Source organism: Chloroflexus aurantiacus J-10-fl (assembly GCF_000018865.1).
GTDB lineage: Bacteria > Chloroflexota > Chloroflexia > Chloroflexales > Chloroflexaceae > Chloroflexus > Chloroflexus aurantiacus.
Genome location: NC_010175.1, coordinates 36,745 through 53,521 on the forward strand (window position 1 = coordinate 36,745; position 16,777 = coordinate 53,521).

The following is a 16,777-nucleotide window of genomic DNA, read 5'->3' on the forward strand; positions in this document are numbered from 1 at the left end:
AATCCGGTTGAGATCTGTTAACTATTGATGTGAGGATGAACTGGTCATAAAGCTGGTAATGCAACGGTAGAGACATCATCACCACGATAGCGTGATAACTGCGAACACGCAATGCGGGAGATGTCAGCCGGTGACTTTCTGTCCACACCTGGAGTCTGAACTGAAAATTGGCTGTGTAGATGTATGGCCCGACAAGTTACAGAGAATAAGGGAGCACAGGCTGATGCCCGTGCTACCCCTGGCAAGACCATCCATTAGCGCAGGCGCACATGATCAATGATGACTGCACTGGTACCAAAGACCTTGGCCGCGTGTTTCATGGCTGCTGCTTCCCGTGACAATTCATCAACGGTCGCATCCAGGCGGCTCGAAACCCCACCGACAGCCATCGTAGCCAGTGGAATATGGCGCAAATTACCGGCTCGATCATACCCGACCAGGTAGCCGCGTTGGCGGTCTTCCTCATCGTAGAGCGATAATGCTGCCTGTTCAAATTGATCAACCAGCCACCGCGCCAGGTCAGCAGCAACTGTACTCGGACAGAGCAGTACAAAATCATCACCGCCTATGTGGCCGACAAAGATAGCATGAGGTGCAAAGAATTGTTGTGCCTGCTCGCAAAGTTCGGCTACCAGGCGAATTACCTGGTCACCACGGGCAAAGCCATACTTGTCGTTAAACGCCTTGAATTCGTTGATGTCTGTGTAAAGTAAAGTAAATGGTTCACCGCGCTGAAGCCGGTAGCGAATTTCCTCACCGATGAGCACATTGCCGGGCAAACCGGTCAATGGGTTGCGAACCGGACGCTTCGTTATGCGCCGCAGTAACGAACGAATACGTGCCACAAGTTCGGCTTCGTTGAACGGCTTGGTGATGTAATCATCGGCACCGGTATCAAAACCGATGACGACATCAGATGGGTTGGCACGTGCAGTCACAATAATGATAGGCAGATGGGCAGTGCGGGTATCATTCCGCAGTTGCCGAATTGCCTCGTAACCATCAACCCCAGGGAGCATTAGATCAACGAGAATGATGTCTGGTAACTGCTCTTGGGCAATCCGAATCAACGACAACCCATCTTCGGCAGCCAGTACAGCGAAACCGGCTTGCGTCAATGTATCACTGAGCAAGGTACGAATATGGGGGTCGTCGTCGGCGAAAAGAACTGTTGGCAGATGAACTTCTTCAGACACTGAGCAAAACCTTAAGTTGGCCGGGAGCAGCGGCAAACGCTTGTAAACCTTCAGCAAGTGGATAACGGGCACTGATCAAGGGAGTGGTGGCAATCAGTCCCCGTTCTAGTAAGCGTAATGCGGGCGCAAATGGCCCACAGCGCGAGCCAATCAATTGAATCTCATCAACTACCACCATGCTAAGGTTAAGCTGAGTCTCGGCAGCAAAGGTGCTCTTCAAGATTAATCGACCACGTGGACGAATGATTTGTCGTGCGATATTCAAGCCAGATGGATTACCGGTACAATCGACGACGACATCAAATAAGGTGCCGGGAAGGTCTGTACTGCGCACACAGGTTATTCCCTGCTGACGGTAAACGTCCCACCGTTCGGGATGCCGACCGATCAGCGTGAGTTCACAACCGGTGAGACGGAGAACTTGAACGATCATAGCACCGAGTTTGCCGTCACCTACGACAGCAACCCGCTCGGTTGGACGAATATGGCTCTGTTCGACGATTTCGAGCGCGGCTGCCAGCGGTTCGGTGAAGACCGCAGCTTCATCACTCACCGAGGCAGGCACTTCGTGCAGGCAGGCCTCGGGTAACGTGAACAGGTCGGCCATCGCTCCATCACGCCGGTAGATACCAAGGGTTGTGCGTTGTGGACAATGGCTGACATCGCCGCGCAAACAGGTGGGGCAGCGGCGACAGGCCGCATTAATTTCTCCGACGACGCGCTTCCCCTGCCAGGATGGATCGTCACTGGCGACAACGGTACCAACAAACTCATGACCAAGTACGCCGCGAAAATTCATGTAGCCACGAGTGATCTCCAGATCGGTGTTGCAGATACCGACCAGGTGCGGACGAATTAAGGCCTCACCGGGCTGACGAACGGGGTCAGGATAATCGGTGGTATATTGCAGGTCACCATTGAAAAAAATTGCTCGCATAACAATGCTGTCTTCACGCTTAATGACACCGAACTCTATTATACTATATGCTGCTACTCGCTATGTTATGAAGTCAAGGCGAGGAGTTAACTACGATGCCAATCGCTCGGCGATACCTGTGTTGCGTCATCAGAAGTTTGAAGGCAAGGATTGCAAGCTATCCGTTCAACAATTGCCGCGAAATCAACAGGCCAAAGATATGGGCTGATACGTCGAGAGGTCAGAGATGACTGCCCGGACGACAGTAAAAGTTATCTCATTACCTGCGGACGCCATGATCGTGACGAGCACACACCGTATCTCCGTGACCAGCATGGTCAACGGCCTAACACGCGCCATATCGCGAGCACGGCTGGTGCGGCAGCATGGCTGACGCACACCAAACGACGCGACACGCGCATGACGAGCGGGCAAGGCAACCAATCCAACGAGTGATTGGTCAGCGTTCATGAGTCCGTGCGACGGTCTGGTAGGACGACAGCATAGCTTTTATGAAAGAAGTTCTACGCTGAAGAATAGACACTACCCGACAGGGAAGCCAGTAAATTCAGACTCAGCAATAGCAGGTAAAAAGCTGCATCATTTATGTTGTTCACCTCTGTTATTCTGTAGCGATTTCTAGCTGAAAAGGGATGACATGCGTATTTTATTTCTGGGCAGTCCATCATTCGCCGTTCACGCATTAGAGGCATTAGTTGCCGCCGGACACGAGATTGTCGGTGTTGTAACGCAACCAGACCGACCGGCCGGTCGTGACCGCCGGCTGACACCACCACCGGTAAAGATTGCAGCAATGGCCCATAACCTGCCGGTGCTCCAACCAGAGACATTGCGCGATCCGACAGTGGTTGAGACGTTGAGCGCTCTGCAACCAGAAGTTGGGGTCGTCGCTGCCTACGGTGAAATTCTACGTCGGGCTGTGTTGAGTATTCCGCCATTGGGGTATCTCAACATCCATCCATCGCTGCTGCCGCTATACCGTGGCCCTACCCCGGTAGCGGGCGCTATCCTGGCCGGAGAGACGGTAACCGGTGTGACGATTATGTTGCTCGATCCCAGTATGGATAGCGGACCGATCCTGGCTCAGGCTGTCGTTGATCTGCCACCAACCGCACGCGCCGGTCAATTGACCGATGAACTCTTTCGGATTGGCGCCGATTTGCTGGTGCAAGTGTTGCCACGCTATGCCCGTGGCGAGATTGAGCCTCGTCCACAAGATCACAGTCGGGCGACCGTGACTAAGATGCTGAAAAAAGAGGACGGTCGTATCGATTGGTCGTTACCGGCGATAGTGATTGAACGGATGACGAGGGCTTATGATCCGTGGCCTGGTGCTTATACCTTTTGGCGTGGTCAACCACTGCGTATTATCAAAGCGGCGGTAGCTTCGGCTGACGGTACAAACGTGCCGGGTACCGTTATTGGGCGTAGTGGCAGTGGGCATCCACTGGTGCAAACTGGCAGTGATGCCCTGGAGCTGATTGAAGTCCAGCCGGCCAGTCGCCGCCCCATGAGTGGCTCAGCCTGGCTGGCCGGTGTTCATGCTGACAACATCCGGCTAGGGGAGTAGCACCAGCCTGTTCGCCTTAGAACCCACCCGTAATCCGTGTATTTGATGGGTAGGAGCTATTTCGTCCATCCACGCAGACATTACGACATCTTCCACGCTCGGTGATGCACGTATCACAGGGTGTGGCGTGCGGACGTCCTGCTTCTACCCCCTCTTCTATGCATTACCCACATGTCACGCTGCATTAGGCCAGGCTGCAAGCCCTCCCCGTGGCAAAGGCTTCCAGCCTGCGTGCAGGCATCATCTCTAGCGCCGTCAGGTGTTGGCCGTGGCCGTTGGTACACAGGCACGAACCTGGTGCAACAACACCTCTACGCGCAGGTAGCGATTCGTGGCTAACCAACCCGATGATCGTCACGAGCACGTCCAGCATCCCCGTAACCAGAAGGGGTAACGGCGTACCACGCGCCGGATCGTGAGCACGGCCGGCGCGGCAGCATGGCTGCCGCACTCCAAACCCTGCGCCACGCACATGATGTGCGCGTAAGGCAACCCATCCAGTACGTGATAGCACGGCTGGAGCTGTGCGCTGCCACCTGGACAGTCGCCCAAAATAGCACCCATGGCGATCATACCCGCTGGTACATACGTGGTTGACGCCAGTTATGGGTAATGCATAGGTGTCCGCCGTGTCTCTGCGGTGTAAGATGCGAACCACAAAGGCACGGATCAGGTTCAGGACGGGCAGTGCATAACAGATGTCAGCAACTATGTCTCTACCTGCACCTTTTAACGCGATGCGTTATACCCTCTTGCGTTCTCCTGCTGAACCTCGTATAATCGTTTTCACAGGATTTTCCTACAGTACAGCACCGTCATTCACAGACGGCAAAGGGAGATGAACAATGCCATTCTTCAAAGACGAGGCAGAACTGCGTCAAATCTTAGGTGAACTGTATGACCGGGTGAAATGTGATGCCCAGATTGCACCCCGAATTTGTGAAGGACGCATCGTCATTCAGTTCCGCTACGAAGAACCGCACGGTGTTGTCACCATCGATGCTGCTCACCCGCCAACGCAGCCCGGCGCGTTTTGCGATGTGTTTTGGGGTGAAGTAGACCTGAAGCCAGATGTTGAAATGAGCATGAAGGCGGATATTGCGCATCAATTCTGGCATGGTAAGATTAATCTGATGACCGCCCTGGCTCGACGCCAGATTATTGCTAAAGGACCGATTCCCAAGATTCTCAAACTGCTACCCGCGGTTGAACCAATGTACACCCTGTACCCGCGGATGCTGAGAGAGATGGGACGCGAAGACCTGGTATTAACCCGGTAGTACTCGACATGGATGTATGCCAACCACGAGTGAGATGTATGAACGCGGTGCTGCCGATGCCGAGCGTGGTGAATTTAATCCGTTCTACTATCAGCACTACTACTACTACCGGCAAGGGTACGACTCGGTACGGCGCCGTAACCGACCAGGTATAAACCGGGTCGGCATATTACTCATAAGTGGCATTGGTGTGGTTGGACTGGTTGCGCTGGTATGGCTGATTGGACGTATTGGCCCGGCTGTCGTAGCGCAGCCAGTAGCATCACCGACAACAGTGGCTACAACTCCGCAACCTTCACCAATCCCTCCGACGCCAACACCACTCCCTTCACCCACACCAATTCCAACAGAGGCCCCACCAACCCTCCAGGTTGGTGGCCGAGCGGTCGTTGTGAATGTCGGTGAAGCTGCCCTGCGTCTACGCGCTTCACCAGGACTGACAGCCCGCGTGATTGCCCGCATCCCTGCCGGACGTGAAGTGGTGCTGCTTGAAGGGCCGATTGAGGTCGATGGTTATACATGGTGGCGTGTTGAGGTCGGATCACAAAGCGGTTGGTGCGCTGTCGCGACACCTGATGGGTTGACCTTTCTGGAACCGGTTGCCCCCTGATACGCCAACACACCCGTTGTGGATCAAACCGGGTGTTGTGGCGCACGCAGGAGAGGCGGGTGATCAATCTGCTGCTCGTGGTCGGTGTGGATGCTGCTTTGGCCGACGTTCAACACTCTCTGTGATGGACGGGCCGGGGTGAAGAGGTAGCAGCGCGTAGAGCGACGAGTTGCCGGAACCTGATTAAGTCTGTTCTTTCACAAGCATCATGCACCGGCAGTTCAGTACTCTTACTTATGGACGGGTCGGGATAAAGAGGCTGGCCCATAGTGTGACAGGCTACCGAAACCTGAACAAAAACACCTTGCGCCAGCGGTTCAGCACTCTCACCTATGGACGGGCCGGGGTGAAGAGGTGCCGGCCCGTAGAGCGACGGGTTGACGGAACCTGATCAGACCTGTTCCTTCACAGCAGCGGCTTCCAGCAATGCGGCATACGGCCCCCGCTGAGCTGGGGGGAGCATGGCGGCAATTTTGAGCATCATCTCGTTCGTCAACTGTTCCATCACATCGGCGGGAATCTTGTTGTCGGGAAGCGGTTCGACACGGTACGGCTCGCCGATGGTGATATGCACCGGTTTGCGGAGCAGCGTGCCGCGAAAACCGTGCTCGGTACCGGTAATGGCCATTGGTACAAGCGGCACACCGGCCTGCATCGCCAGCCGCACAGCACCGCCACGTCCGGGTTGCAGGATGCCATTCCGGCTGCGGTGGCCTTCGGGGAAGATCAGCAGTACAGCGCCATTACGGAGCGCTTGTGCTGCCGCGTCGAGCGCTGCCAGATCGCGTTTGCCGCGCCGGATTGGAATAACGTCCATATTGCGGAAAAACCAGCCGGCCAGCGGGTGGGAGAAAATCTCGATCTTGGCCAGCCACGAGAGGCGATAGCGAAATGGGAGCATGGCGCCAACGGCAGGGATGTCCACCCAGTTGATATGGTTCATAACCAGGATCATGCCCCCTTGCTCGCGTGGCGGCAGGCGCTCGATACCGCTGATTGACCAGCGCCACCAGCCGATGAGGCGAAAGAAGTTGATGATGAGGTAGAGAATACCGTATACCACGTAGGCAAACATAAGACCCTCACAAGCGGCCAAGGTTAAACTCGAAGACGAGACGGCCACCCAGCCAGCCCCCAAGCACCAGCAGGACGATTCCGGCGACATGCCAGCCAAGATAGGCATTGCGTTGCGTCGAATCGGTTAACAAGCCCGGCTGGCGACGGCGCATGAGCCAGACGCGACCGTAACACAGGGTTGCCGCCAGACTGGCCGCAGCGTGACCGTTGATCCACATAATGACCGGATCGTCAGGTGCGATCTGCGGACTTGTGACCTGGCGTGCTGCATCAATGAGGCCGCTGACCATAGCAATCACAGCTCCAAGCAAGCCGAAGATCAGGCAGTGGAACGAACTCTGTTCCCACTGCATACGACCGGTGCGCAGGGCAATGAACGTAAAGAGACTGCTGGCCAGCAGCAGCCCAATTGGAATATGGACAGTAGCCGGATGCAGTGCGTACATCGCTTTTATTATACCATAGGCGCTGTCTCAAGCCGTGCGCGACCGGCACTGATCTCGCCGATCTGGTGGTTGACGACAGCCACGTGATCGGTCGGTAGATCGGCGGTAATGACGACATCGACAGCAAATACTTCTTCGACAATTACTGCCGCGTGAGCTTCAAGTAAGCGGCGAATAGCCGTGTAATCGGAATACTGCAAGTGTACGATGATCCGCTGATAGATAACCCGTTGTGTGCGCGGTACGATTTCTAACACGGCCCGCGTCGCATCACTGTACGCTCGCACCAGCCCGCCGATGCCCAGCAAGGTTCCGCCAAAATAGCGGGTTACCACAACCGTAACATCACCCAGATCAGCCCCTCGCAAGACTGCCATCATCGGGCGACCGGCACTGCCGGCCGGCTCGCCGTCATCACTCATACCGGCGATGGTACTCTGCCCATAGCCAACCAGATAGGCATAGCAGTGATGTGTTGCGTCAGGCATTGCTGCGCGCACCATCGCAATTGCTTCCCGTGCAGCATCGACGGTTGGCGTAGGGAAGAGCTGAGCAATAAAGCGCGAACCACGCACAATCAATTCGGTACGGGCGGTACCGGCAGGAACAGGATAGTGAGGCGACGTCATGGCAATTCTTCTGGCCACAGTGGATGAACAATCTCATCAATGGCTGCTTCAAGCGCGGCAATTTCAGCCGTCAGTGTGTAGTAGCGGGCACGACCCTCGGTATGGCGGGCCAGCCAAAAGGGTTGGAACGGTTCTGGGATTGGGTTACGGAGCGCACGGGCAACTTCAGCCAGCAGATCACGAAATTCCAGTTCCCACCAGCGTTCAAGCAGCGGGCTAAGCGTGCTGCCCGGCGGCCCGAAATCGGCCAACAGCCGGCGGGCAAATTCACGGCTTAGTGTATGTCGTTCGTGGGCCATGGTCACTGCCTGTGCAGCAAGCTCCGCCAGTCGCCCGCCAATGGCAGTGGGTACCGGCGGCAGGGTAAACGTGTCGTGAGCTTGCCGGATCATCTGCTTTCCTTTAGTCGAAGCAAGCAGAGCCAGGGTAAGGTGATCGGCAGGTGCCACCATCCGAACCGGCGCCAGAACGACTGCCTGACCGGCATCCCAACTCAGACACACTTGATCACCATCGCCGATACATATCCGCGGGGTTGGTGCGGTCAGCACCGCAGTCGCCGCAGCCGGCAATTCCCACCAGTACGGTTCCGGATCATCGGCATACTCACGCAGATGCCGTTGCAAGCCAGGGTGGTGCCTGACCAGGTCAGCAAACGAATTGATACCCAGACGCTGCGAATATCCGTGTGGCAGCGTCAACAGCCAGCGTTCACCGGTTGGCGTATACCAGGGCTGCAATGATTCGCGGTCAACAACCGGACGCAGAAGGGGAGCGCAGGCCGGATCGAAAATGACAGCCTGATCGCGTGCTGCGCGCGAGAAGAAGAGTGCCGGTTTAGGCGTTGGAATACCAGAAATAAATGTGCGCATTCTTAGTGGGTCATGCTACAATAAAGATCATGATATAGTATACAACTGTATCATACATGAAAACACAATCAACCGTTTAATGTGTAGTGGCAGCTAGCCAGTTATTGTCACGTGTTGTTTATCGTTCACGGCGCTCTCTGATAGTCGCAAGGAGCCATCCATGACCGAACTGGCCGAACAGGTGCCATCGGTTGCGGTAAGCGCCCCCCTATTACCTCTGAAAATCACGCCGCCACCGGTGCGGTCTGATGAGATGCTGCGTCCCGATTTGCAGGCGCTGTTGGCTGAAGTTCGTCTGCTGCCGGCAACAGTGGTTGTCGCGCCGGCCGGCTATGGCAAGACAACACTCCTCGCCCAATGGGCCGATCAACTAATCCAGACCGGGGCGCAGGTCGCCTGGCTCGGTTTAGAGGCCACCGATCAAGAACCGGCGTTGCTGCTGGCATATCTCATTGGGGCAATACGGCGGGTCATACCTTCACTAGGCGATCAGGCATCACGAATCTTGCAGAGTATCTCAAGCCTGGATCGGAACTGGCCGCTGGTAGCAGGTGCATTGCTCAGCGATATTCAACGCGAATTACAATCACTGACTGTCCTGATCCTGGATGATGTACATCTGGTGGCTGATGGGCCGATCACTGCCGATTTGCTGGGCTATCTGCTCAGAGCAGCACCACCACATCTTCACATTGTGATGGCTTCACGCCGCCCCCTCACCTTTGCTCCCCTACCTCGCCTTCGCGCTGAGGGGACATTGCTTGAAGTTGGGGCAAATGATCTCTTGCTACGGCGTCACGAAGTTGTTGAATTATTACAGCGAGCCGGGTTAACTCTTTCTGATGAAGATATTGATCTCCTGCTCGAACGGACTGGTGGGTGGATGCTTAGTGTGCAGCTCGCCGTCCGCACACTTACCCGCCACGCCCCTTCCCAGCGCCGCAGCTATTTACAGGGATTGGTGACGAATCAGCACGATCTGTTCGAGTATCTGGCATCCGAGGTCTTGTCCGAGTTGCCTGAACCATTAGTTGATCGTCTGATTTGCGCAGCACTGCTGGGGCAGGTCAATCCGGCATTGCTCGATGAGGCCCTGAATGTCAGAGATAGCGCCCAATTAATCGAGCAGGCGATTGCTTTCGGGTTACCGATTACTGTTGACTCCGGCAGCACCAATGGCGAGCGTGTTTTCCGTTTTCATCCGCTCTGGCAGCGGTTGCTGGCCAACCGGGCATTGACCCGTTTCAATCGCGTCTTTGTGCGCGAACTTCACGAACGATTCGGTGAAGTGCTGGCCCGCCATGATCAGATCGAAGCCGCATTGCGTCATCTGGCGATGGCCGAGAATCCGACTGCGATTGCCCGTGCGTTGCGTGAACATGCCTGGCCGTTGATCGATACGTTGCAGCGCGAGAGTCTGCGTAACTGGATCGAACGTTTGCCACCAGAAGTACGTGATCGAGACCCCGAACTACTCCATATGTACGGCTGGAGTCTCTTTAACACTGATCGGGAACGGGCGTTGCAACTGATCGGTGAAGCGGCTGAAGCCTACCGCCGCAGCGGCCTACCAGCTCAGGAGTTGCGTGCGCTGCGTGATATGACGGTGCTCCTCTTTTGGGCTGATACACCAGCTCGCTTTAATCTGGTGTGTCGGCAGGTCATCGATGCAGCGGGGCGTGCCAACGACACCTGGTCACGAGGTGCAGCCCTGATCGGCCTGATGGCGCTGCTTTACAGTCGTGGTCGCTTCCGGGCAGCGCTGCGCGTGGCACGTTGGGTTGATCGCCGACCGTTGAGTGTGTTGTGGCAATGGCTACTGGCTGTTTTACGTGCGTCCATCTACATCCAGCAAGGGTATCCCACCGAAGCACTATCAGCAATTCGCGCAGCGCTGGAATTACCGCGTATAGACCGTAACGATCTGCTACGCCAGTCACTGCTGCTCTTGCAGGCGATGGCGTTGTATCAACAGGGAAAGCGTGATGATGCGCTTAGTCTCGCTCAAGAGAGTTATACCCGCTTGAATGATTATGCACCCGGCAGTGTGCTGGTCGGTAATGCAGCCTTGATACTCACCCTGCTGTTGATTGAACACGAACAGTTTGAGGTAGCCGCGACCTATCTCCAGCGAGTACGCCAGATAGCCGGACATCTCGATGATCATTTTCTGACGACACGCGCCCGTATTGTTGAGATCTATGCCCTGTTTCGCAGTACCCGCTCAGCAGCCGCTACAGCGCAGGCACTGACATTATTGCGTCAGCTCCAGGCGAAGGGAGAAAACGTTGAACGATCAGTAGCCGGCAATAACACCGTTCTCTTCTCGCAAGAGCTTTGGATGCAGAGTCTGCTGCTGATTGTGTTAGGAGAAGGTGGTGAGCCGCAACGTGCGCTCGAACTGGCCAATGAGCTTGTTACGCAGATGGCACAACGAAACGATGGTCTGTTCCGGGCGCTTGTTCATATATATCGCGCCTACCTCGTTGCCCAGCAGCGACCTGATGATCCTGCAATTGCCACCGATCTGGCGACGGCATGTGCCATTTGTGATCGCACAGGGGTTGAGTCGCTGCCGTTCCTCCCGCAAACGGTTATGAACTGGGCGATCACTGCGGCGCTTCGGATCGGGTTGTCAAGTCGGGCAATGATCGCTGCCCTTCGCCAATTCGATACGACAACGCTGAGTGTCATATTGATGCCACTGCTGGAAGAGACATTTCCATTAGCGGTGCGCCTGCGGAGTATCAATCTCGTCGGTGAACTGGGCCTGGTCAATGCGTATGGTACCCTTCGCGGCTTACTGAAAGAACGTTCACCACAGGTACGCGCAGCAGCGAGCGAGGCGCTGGAGCGCCTGGTCTATCGTCCCCCTTATCGCCTGGTGATCCGCGCATTGGGTAATTTCCAGGTATTGCGCGGCGACCAGGAGATTCGTGATCGTGACTGGCGCAGTGTGAAAGCTCGCCATCTGCTACAGTTGCTGCTGATCGAACGGGGGCGCATGCTACCCCGTGAGCAGATTATGGATATGCTCTGGCCGGGCCTTGACAGCGAGTCGGCGTCGAACAATCTGCGGGTAACAGTGAGTCGGCTGATTAAGGCCCTGGAACCGGATCGACCAGAAGGTGCGCCAACGTATTACCTGCTCCAACAAGGCGATACGTATGGGTTCAACGTCGAGAGTGACCATTCGTATGATGTAGCCAGATTCGTGCAGGTTGTCGAACAGGGCCGACGTGACCTGCAACTCAAACGCATTAATGAGGCACGCAAGGCATTTCAAGAGGCGGTCAACCTGTACAATGGCCCATTCTTACCGGATAGTCTGTACGAAGACTGGTCAGTTGTGGAACGTGAACGGCTGGAATTGCTGTTTATCGAAGCGGCACTCGGCCTGGGTCATTTTCTTTGATGAAGGTCAGTTTCACGAGGCGATTAAGCTGGGCTGGCGGGTGCTGGAATACGACAAGGCGCAAGAAGAGGCGTATCAGTTACTGATTAAGGCGTACCATGCTATCGGAGAGCGCAGTACGGCGATTCGCCTCTATCAACGCTGCGTTACCGCACTGCGCGAAGAATTGGGGGTTGAGCCATTACCAGAAACGGTCGCTTTGTTTGAGCTGGTGCGCGGTAAGCGTGCTTCATAATCCATCGGCACATTTCCGTTGCACACTGACCACAAACAGAAGACGGGCATCATCTGTGCTGACATCGTGGCAATGCACCAGCTTCTGGCGTTGCAGACTACCCGGAAGGATTGGTTGACTGACCGGTTACAGGTGCAGGTTCGGCATGACTGAGATGCGTCGTAATAAACGCCAGCAGTTCATCGAGCTGATCAATCCGGCTCTCCAGGCCGGTACCGATGTGTTGAATGCGCCCATGCCACCGTGGCGACGTAGAATCGCCATTGTCAGCCACTACAATCCGCACCAGAAATGATTCGACTCGCCGAGTCGCCATACATTTTTCCTCGTGTTACCATCTATGACAGGCGTTCGCACACTTAGTAGTATCATACATGCGTGTCCTTACCGTTTCATAACCATTTTTGAATGTGTTGCGAGGTTTACTGTGCAAGCTGTGATTGCTGTCCTTCCCGGCGATGGAATCGGGCCAGAGGTTGTGGCTGAGGGCGTGAAGGTACTACAGGCGATTGCCAGGCGGTTCGGTCATCAATTCACCTTTCACGAGGCTCTGATCGGTGGGTGCGCGATTGATGCGACAGGAGAGCCACTACCAGCGGCTACGATTACATTATGTCAATCCGCCGATGCGGTGCTGCTCGGTGCAGTAGGCGGGCCGAAATGGGACGATCCGCAAGCCCGTGTGCGCCCAGAGCAGGGATTGTTGGGCATTCGGAAAGCACTCGGCCTGTTTGCCAACCTTCGTCCGGTACGCATCTATCCGCAGTTGATCAACGCCTCGCCGATCCGACCTGAACGGTTGCAGGGAGTTGATCTGATTGTCGTCCGTGAACTGACCGGCGGTATCTACTTCGGCGAGAAACGTCGCGAACGCACTGCCGATGGCGAATGGGCCAGCGACCTCTGCATCTACACCGAGGAAGAGATTGTGCGCGTTGTGCGCGTTGCAGCACGGCTGGCCCGTCAACGACGCGGTAAAGTTACTCTGGTTGATAAGGCCAACGTTTTGGAGACGAGCCGTCTATGGCGGAGTATCACCACACGTCTGATGCAAACCGAGTTCCCCGATCTGCAATTTGAGACCATGCTGGTTGATGCGTGTGCTATGCACCTCATCCGCCGTCCGGCTGATTTCGATGTGATCGTCACCGAGAATATGTTTGGCGACATCCTTACCGATGAAGCCTCGATGCTGGCCGGTTCGATGGGTATGCTCCCATCAGCGTCACTGGCTGATGGTCGGCTGGGTTTGTACGAACCGATCCACGGCTCGGCACCGGACATTGCCGGTCAAGGCAAGGCGAATCCACTGGCAACGATCCTGAGTGTAGCGATGCTCTTGCGCTACTCGCTCGATCTACCCGCCGAAGCCGATTGTGTCGAAGCGGCAGTTGCCTCGGTGATCGAACGGGGAATTGTGACCGCCGATATTGCTGTGCCGGGACAGGCTGCGTACAGTACCGCAGCCGTCGGTGATGCGGTAGTTGCTGCGATTGCCGCTTGACTGGCCGGCTATGCTATACTGAAGGCCACGCTACCGAACCAGAATCGTGAACAGCGGAAGGAGCGCTCGATGGAGCGAAAGATTCGTGTGTTGGTCGCCAAACCCGGTCTCGACGGTCATGATCGTGGCGCGAAGGTGATTGCCCGGGCCTTACGTGATGCCGGAATGGAAGTGATCTACACCGGCCTTCAGCAAACGCCGCAAATGATTGTTGAAGCGGCATTGCAAGAAGACGTTGACGTGATCGGTCTCTCGATCCTTTCCGGTGCCCACATGACTCTGCTACCAAAAGTCATGCAGTTGCTGCGCGAACAAGGGATGACCGATGTGCTGGTCGTTGCCGGCGGTATCATCTCCGATGAAGACGCCGAGATTCTCAAGCGTGAGCACGGCATTGCCGAGGTGTTCGGCCCCGGTTCGTCAACACAGGCGATCATCGATTTCATTCGTTCTCACGTCGAGTTAACGCGGGGTTGAACCATGAGTGAACACGAATTGGTGACGCGCCTGCGCAACGGTGAGCGTCGGGCACTGGCGCGTGCCATTTCCCTGGTCGAGCAGGGTGGGCCAACAGCGCGCGCATTACTGGCCGCCGCGTACCCTTACGGCTCCGCTCATCGCGTCGGTATTACCGGCCCGCCAGGCGCCGGCAAATCGACCCTGGTCACTGCACTGGCCCAGGAATGGCGTAAGCGCGGGGTGCCGGTCGGGATTGTCGCTGTCGATCCCTCGTCACCATTCAGCGGCGGTGCCGTACTGGGTGACCGCATCCGAATGCAGGCCCTCGGTGGCGATCCGGGCGTCTTCATCCGCAGTATGGCCAGTCGTGGCCGGATGGGAGGACTGGCACGGGCCACGGCTGATGCAGTCACGCTGATTGCCGCAGCCGGGTTCCCGGTGATATTGATTGAAACCGTCGGCGCCGGTCAGGATGAAGTTGATATTGCGCAAGCCGCTGATACTACCATCGTTGTTGAAGTGCCCGGCATGGGTGATGATGTGCAGAGCATTAAGGCCGGGATGCTCGAAATCGCCGATGTCTTTGTGGTCAACAAGGCAGATCGCCCCGGCGTCGACCAGACGGTGCGTCAGCTCCGCACGATGTTGAACCTCGGTGCACCACCAGTCGATGGCTGGATGCCGCCGGTGCTGACGGCAATTGCTACCACCGGTGAAGGGTGTGCTCAGATCGTTGATGCAGTAGAACAGCACCGTCAACATCTCATCGCGTCGAACAGCCAGTCGCAGCGAGCACTGAGTGCTGCCGAACGAGAACTGACTGCCGCTGTACAAGAACTCGTTCTCGAACGACTACGCGGTTCACGCTGGAGTGAGCTGGTACAGCAGATTGCTGCCCGTCAGCGTGATCCATACGCCGCAGCGAACGAGTTGCTCACAGCCGATGTGATCGTGCGTGATGGGGAAGAGTAGACGATGTGCTCCAGTGGCCTGGAGATATGCACCACAGAGGCGCAGAGGGCACAGAGGGATTGGTAGTATCTAAAGGTAAGTCCAATGCACCGTGAAGCAGGTGAGATCAGGCAATTAGCCTTTCTCTGCCTCTCACCATTCAACATCTCCGAGTGCTCTGTGTCTCTGTGGTGACACAACTCTACCTGTGTCTCTGTGGTGACAACACCTTCTCAGTAAGGAGGAATATTGTGCAGGTTAATCCAACCATTTTCAAAGCCTACGATATTCGTGGCATTTATCCGACCGAGCTTAACGAAGAGGTCGCCTATTTGATTGGTCGGGCGTTCGTCACTTTTCTCGGTGCCGAAACGGTGATTGTTGGCCGGGATATGCGCACATCAGGGCCAGCCCTGTTCGACGCCGTCACCCGTGGGATTATGGATCAGGGTGCCGATGTGGCCGATATTGGCATGGTCAGCACCGATCAGTACTACTTTGCCTGTACGCAACTTGGCTTCCCCGGTATGATGGTGACGGCATCACACAACCCCAAACAGTACAATGGCTTCAAGATGGTGCGCCGGATGCCGTACCTCTTGTCGGGTGATGAGGGTATTCAGGATTTGCGCCGGTTAGTCGAGAGTGAAGCCTTTCCGACCCCAACCCGCCGTGGTCAGCGCCGGGAGTACGACTTCAAAGAGCAATTCGTGCAGAAGGTGCTCTCGTTGATTGATGTAGACGCTATCAAGCCGCTGAAAGTGATTGTTGACACCGGTAACGGGATGGTAGGGCCGATTTTGCAGGAGGTGTATGCCCGCTTACCGATCCAATTGACCGGGATGTACCTCGATCCCGATGGTACGCTGCCCAATCACGGGCTTGATCCGCTGATGCCGGAAAACCGCGCCGAATTGCAACAGCGTGTGAAAGATGAGGGAGCCGACATCGGCTTCGCATTCGACGGTGACGGTGATCGTTTCTTCGCGATTGATGATCGCGGTGAGTTTATTTCCGGTGATTTTCTCACGGCAATTCTGGGGCGTTACCTGCTTGAGAAAGAACCAGGCGCAAAGATTCTCTACGACGTGCGGGCATCGTGGGCGGTACCCGATGAGGTGCGTGCTGCCGGTGGTGTTCCGCTGGTCGAACGGGTCGGTCACGCCTTCATCAAGCGCCGCATGGCCAATGAAGACGCAATCTTTGCCGGTGAAGTCTCCGGACATTACTACTTCAAAGCCTTCGCGTTCGCCGACTCAGGCATCATTCCATCACTCTACCTGCTCGAAATGCTCTCGAAGCGCGGGGTCAAGATGAGCGAACTGCTCGGTCGGCTGGAGTCGCGCTACTTCATTTCGGGTGAAATCAACTCACGGGTCAGCGATGTAGCCGCCAAGCTCAATGAGATTGCCGAACGCTACAGTGATGGCAAAATCGAACGAATTGACGGCGTTTCGGTGAGTTACGATACCTGGCACTTTAATGTGCGCGGGTCGAATACCGAACCGCTGATCCGGCTCAATCTCGAATCGATTGCCTCACGCGAAGAGATGGAGGCAAAACGCGATGAGGTGCTGGCCGTCATTCGTTCGTGAT

General features: G+C 55.9%; 16 protein-coding genes. 9 read left to right on the forward strand and 7 right to left on the reverse strand.

What is annotated here, in order from left to right; genetic code table 11:
* Window positions 1-254 precede the first annotated feature (254 nt).
* The gene (locus tag CAUR_RS00150; RefSeq protein ID WP_012255942.1) at window positions 255-1,196 is read right to left on the reverse strand and encodes a GGDEF domain-containing response regulator; all 942 of its coding nucleotides are present in this window, start codon (window positions 1,194-1,196) and stop codon (window positions 255-257) included.
* Entirely contained in the window at window positions 1,189-2,133 is a 945-nt protein-coding gene (locus tag CAUR_RS00155) for an MDR/zinc-dependent alcohol dehydrogenase-like family protein (RefSeq protein WP_012255943.1), read from the reverse strand. Before CAUR_RS00155 ends, CAUR_RS00150 begins: the two co-directional genes overlap by 8 nt.
* A gap of 637 nt (window positions 2,134-2,770) precedes the next feature.
* On the opposite strand from CAUR_RS00155, the gene fmt reads away from it, so the two are divergent.
* The 3 genes from fmt to CAUR_RS00170 all read left to right on the forward strand — a co-directional run bounded on the left by fmt (window position 2,771) and on the right by CAUR_RS00170 (window position 5,593).
* The gene (fmt, locus tag CAUR_RS00160; protein ID WP_012255944.1) at window positions 2,771-3,703 is read left to right on the forward strand and encodes a methionyl-tRNA formyltransferase; all 933 of its coding nucleotides are present in this window, start codon (window positions 2,771-2,773) and stop codon (window positions 3,701-3,703) included.
* 845 nt (window positions 3,704-4,548) lie between these two features.
* Window positions 4,549-4,983, forward strand: a complete 435-nt coding sequence (locus tag CAUR_RS00165; RefSeq protein ID WP_012255945.1) for a hypothetical protein — start codon at window positions 4,549-4,551, stop codon at window positions 4,981-4,983.
* A gap of 16 nt (window positions 4,984-4,999) precedes the next feature.
* Window positions 5,000-5,593, forward strand: coding sequence for an SH3 domain-containing protein (locus CAUR_RS00170; protein ID WP_012660369.1), 594 nt, complete (start codon window positions 5,000-5,002; stop codon window positions 5,591-5,593).
* A gap of 391 nt (window positions 5,594-5,984) precedes the next feature.
* Here CAUR_RS00170 and CAUR_RS00175 read toward each other — a convergent pair whose 3' ends face one another.
* The 4 genes from CAUR_RS00175 to CAUR_RS00190 are packed head-to-tail and all read right to left on the reverse strand — an operon-like array spanning window position 5,985 to window position 8,617.
* The gene (locus tag CAUR_RS00175) at window positions 5,985-6,668 is read right to left on the reverse strand and encodes a lysophospholipid acyltransferase family protein (RefSeq protein WP_012255947.1); all 684 of its coding nucleotides are present in this window, start codon (window positions 6,666-6,668) and stop codon (window positions 5,985-5,987) included.
* 7 nt (window positions 6,669-6,675) lie between these two features.
* Complete coding sequence (locus tag CAUR_RS00180) at window positions 6,676-7,116, reverse strand: DUF2231 domain-containing protein (protein ID WP_012255948.1); 441 nt, start codon at window positions 7,114-7,116, stop codon at window positions 6,676-6,678.
* 8 nt (window positions 7,117-7,124) lie between these two features.
* A complete protein-coding gene (locus tag CAUR_RS00185; protein ID WP_012255949.1) occupies window positions 7,125-7,745 on the reverse strand; it encodes a YigZ family protein in 621 nt (206 codons plus the stop codon).
* Window positions 7,742-8,617, reverse strand: a complete 876-nt coding sequence (locus CAUR_RS00190; RefSeq protein WP_012255950.1) for a hypothetical protein — start codon at window positions 8,615-8,617, stop codon at window positions 7,742-7,744. The genes CAUR_RS00185 and CAUR_RS00190 overlap by 4 nt, the downstream gene beginning before the upstream one ends.
* A gap of 160 nt (window positions 8,618-8,777) precedes the next feature.
* Here CAUR_RS00190 and CAUR_RS21675 point away from each other — a divergent pair, with 160 nt between their 5' ends.
* Window positions 8,778-12,032, forward strand: coding sequence for an AfsR/SARP family transcriptional regulator (locus tag CAUR_RS21675; protein ID WP_273067861.1), 3,255 nt, complete (start codon window positions 8,778-8,780; stop codon window positions 12,030-12,032).
* Window positions 11,974-12,267, forward strand: a complete 294-nt coding sequence (locus CAUR_RS21680; RefSeq protein ID WP_273067864.1) for a bacterial transcriptional activator domain-containing protein — start codon at window positions 11,974-11,976, stop codon at window positions 12,265-12,267. Before CAUR_RS21675 ends, CAUR_RS21680 begins: the two co-directional genes overlap by 59 nt.
* Before the next feature lie 97 nt (window positions 12,268-12,364).
* On the opposite strand, the gene CAUR_RS00200 is transcribed toward CAUR_RS21680, so the two are convergent.
* Window positions 12,365-12,583, reverse strand: a complete 219-nt coding sequence (locus tag CAUR_RS00200; protein WP_012660371.1) for a hypothetical protein — start codon at window positions 12,581-12,583, stop codon at window positions 12,365-12,367.
* 111 nt (window positions 12,584-12,694) lie between these two features.
* Here CAUR_RS00200 and leuB point away from each other — a divergent pair, with 111 nt between their 5' ends.
* From leuB to CAUR_RS00220, 4 genes are all read left to right on the forward strand, one after another.
* Window positions 12,695-13,771: a 3-isopropylmalate dehydrogenase gene (leuB, locus tag CAUR_RS00205; RefSeq protein ID WP_012255951.1), complete on the forward strand. Its 1,077-nt coding sequence runs from the start codon at window positions 12,695-12,697 to the stop codon at window positions 13,769-13,771.
* A 69-nt stretch (window positions 13,772-13,840) separates the two neighbouring features.
* Window positions 13,841-14,248, forward strand: coding sequence for a cobalamin B12-binding domain-containing protein (locus tag CAUR_RS00210; protein ID WP_012255952.1), 408 nt, complete (start codon window positions 13,841-13,843; stop codon window positions 14,246-14,248).
* Between the two features lie 3 nt (window positions 14,249-14,251).
* Window positions 14,252-15,202 (forward strand): methylmalonyl Co-A mutase-associated GTPase MeaB, encoded by a 951-nt coding sequence (gene meaB, locus CAUR_RS00215; RefSeq protein ID WP_012255953.1) that lies wholly within the window; start codon window positions 14,252-14,254, stop codon window positions 15,200-15,202.
* A gap of 230 nt (window positions 15,203-15,432) precedes the next feature.
* Window positions 15,433-16,776: a phosphomannomutase/phosphoglucomutase gene (locus CAUR_RS00220; protein ID WP_012255954.1), complete on the forward strand. Its 1,344-nt coding sequence runs from the start codon at window positions 15,433-15,435 to the stop codon at window positions 16,774-16,776.
* Window position 16,777: the final 1 nt, after the last annotated feature.

Bases quoted from the DNA above. Each gene is read 5' to 3' on its own strand.
- CAUR_RS00155 (WP_012255943.1), bottom strand. From the start codon at position 2,133: ATGCGAGCAATTTTTTTCAATGGTGACCTGCAATATACCACCGATTAT.
- fmt (WP_012255944.1), top strand. From the start codon at position 2,771: ATGCGTATTTTATTTCTGGGCAGTCCATCATTCGCCGTTCACGCATTA.
- CAUR_RS00165 (WP_012255945.1), top strand. From the start codon at position 4,549: ATGCCATTCTTCAAAGACGAGGCAGAACTGCGTCAAATCTTAGGTGAA.
- CAUR_RS00170 (WP_012660369.1), top strand. From the start codon at position 5,000: ATGCCAACCACGAGTGAGATGTATGAACGCGGTGCTGCCGATGCCGAG.
- CAUR_RS00175 (WP_012255947.1), bottom strand. From the start codon at position 6,668: ATGTTTGCCTACGTGGTATACGGTATTCTCTACCTCATCATCAACTTC.
- CAUR_RS00180 (WP_012255948.1), bottom strand. From the start codon at position 7,116: ATGTACGCACTGCATCCGGCTACTGTCCATATTCCAATTGGGCTGCTG.
- CAUR_RS00185 (WP_012255949.1), bottom strand. From the start codon at position 7,745: ATGACGTCGCCTCACTATCCTGTTCCTGCCGGTACCGCCCGTACCGAA.
- CAUR_RS00190 (WP_012255950.1), bottom strand. From the start codon at position 8,617: ATGCGCACATTTATTTCTGGTATTCCAACGCCTAAACCGGCACTCTTC.
- CAUR_RS21675 (WP_273067861.1), top strand. From the start codon at position 8,778: ATGACCGAACTGGCCGAACAGGTGCCATCGGTTGCGGTAAGCGCCCCC.
- CAUR_RS00200 (WP_012660371.1), bottom strand. From the start codon at position 12,583: ATGGCGACTCGGCGAGTCGAATCATTTCTGGTGCGGATTGTAGTGGCT.
- CAUR_RS00210 (WP_012255952.1), top strand. From the start codon at position 13,841: ATGGAGCGAAAGATTCGTGTGTTGGTCGCCAAACCCGGTCTCGACGGT.
- meaB (WP_012255953.1), top strand. From the start codon at position 14,252: ATGAGTGAACACGAATTGGTGACGCGCCTGCGCAACGGTGAGCGTCGG.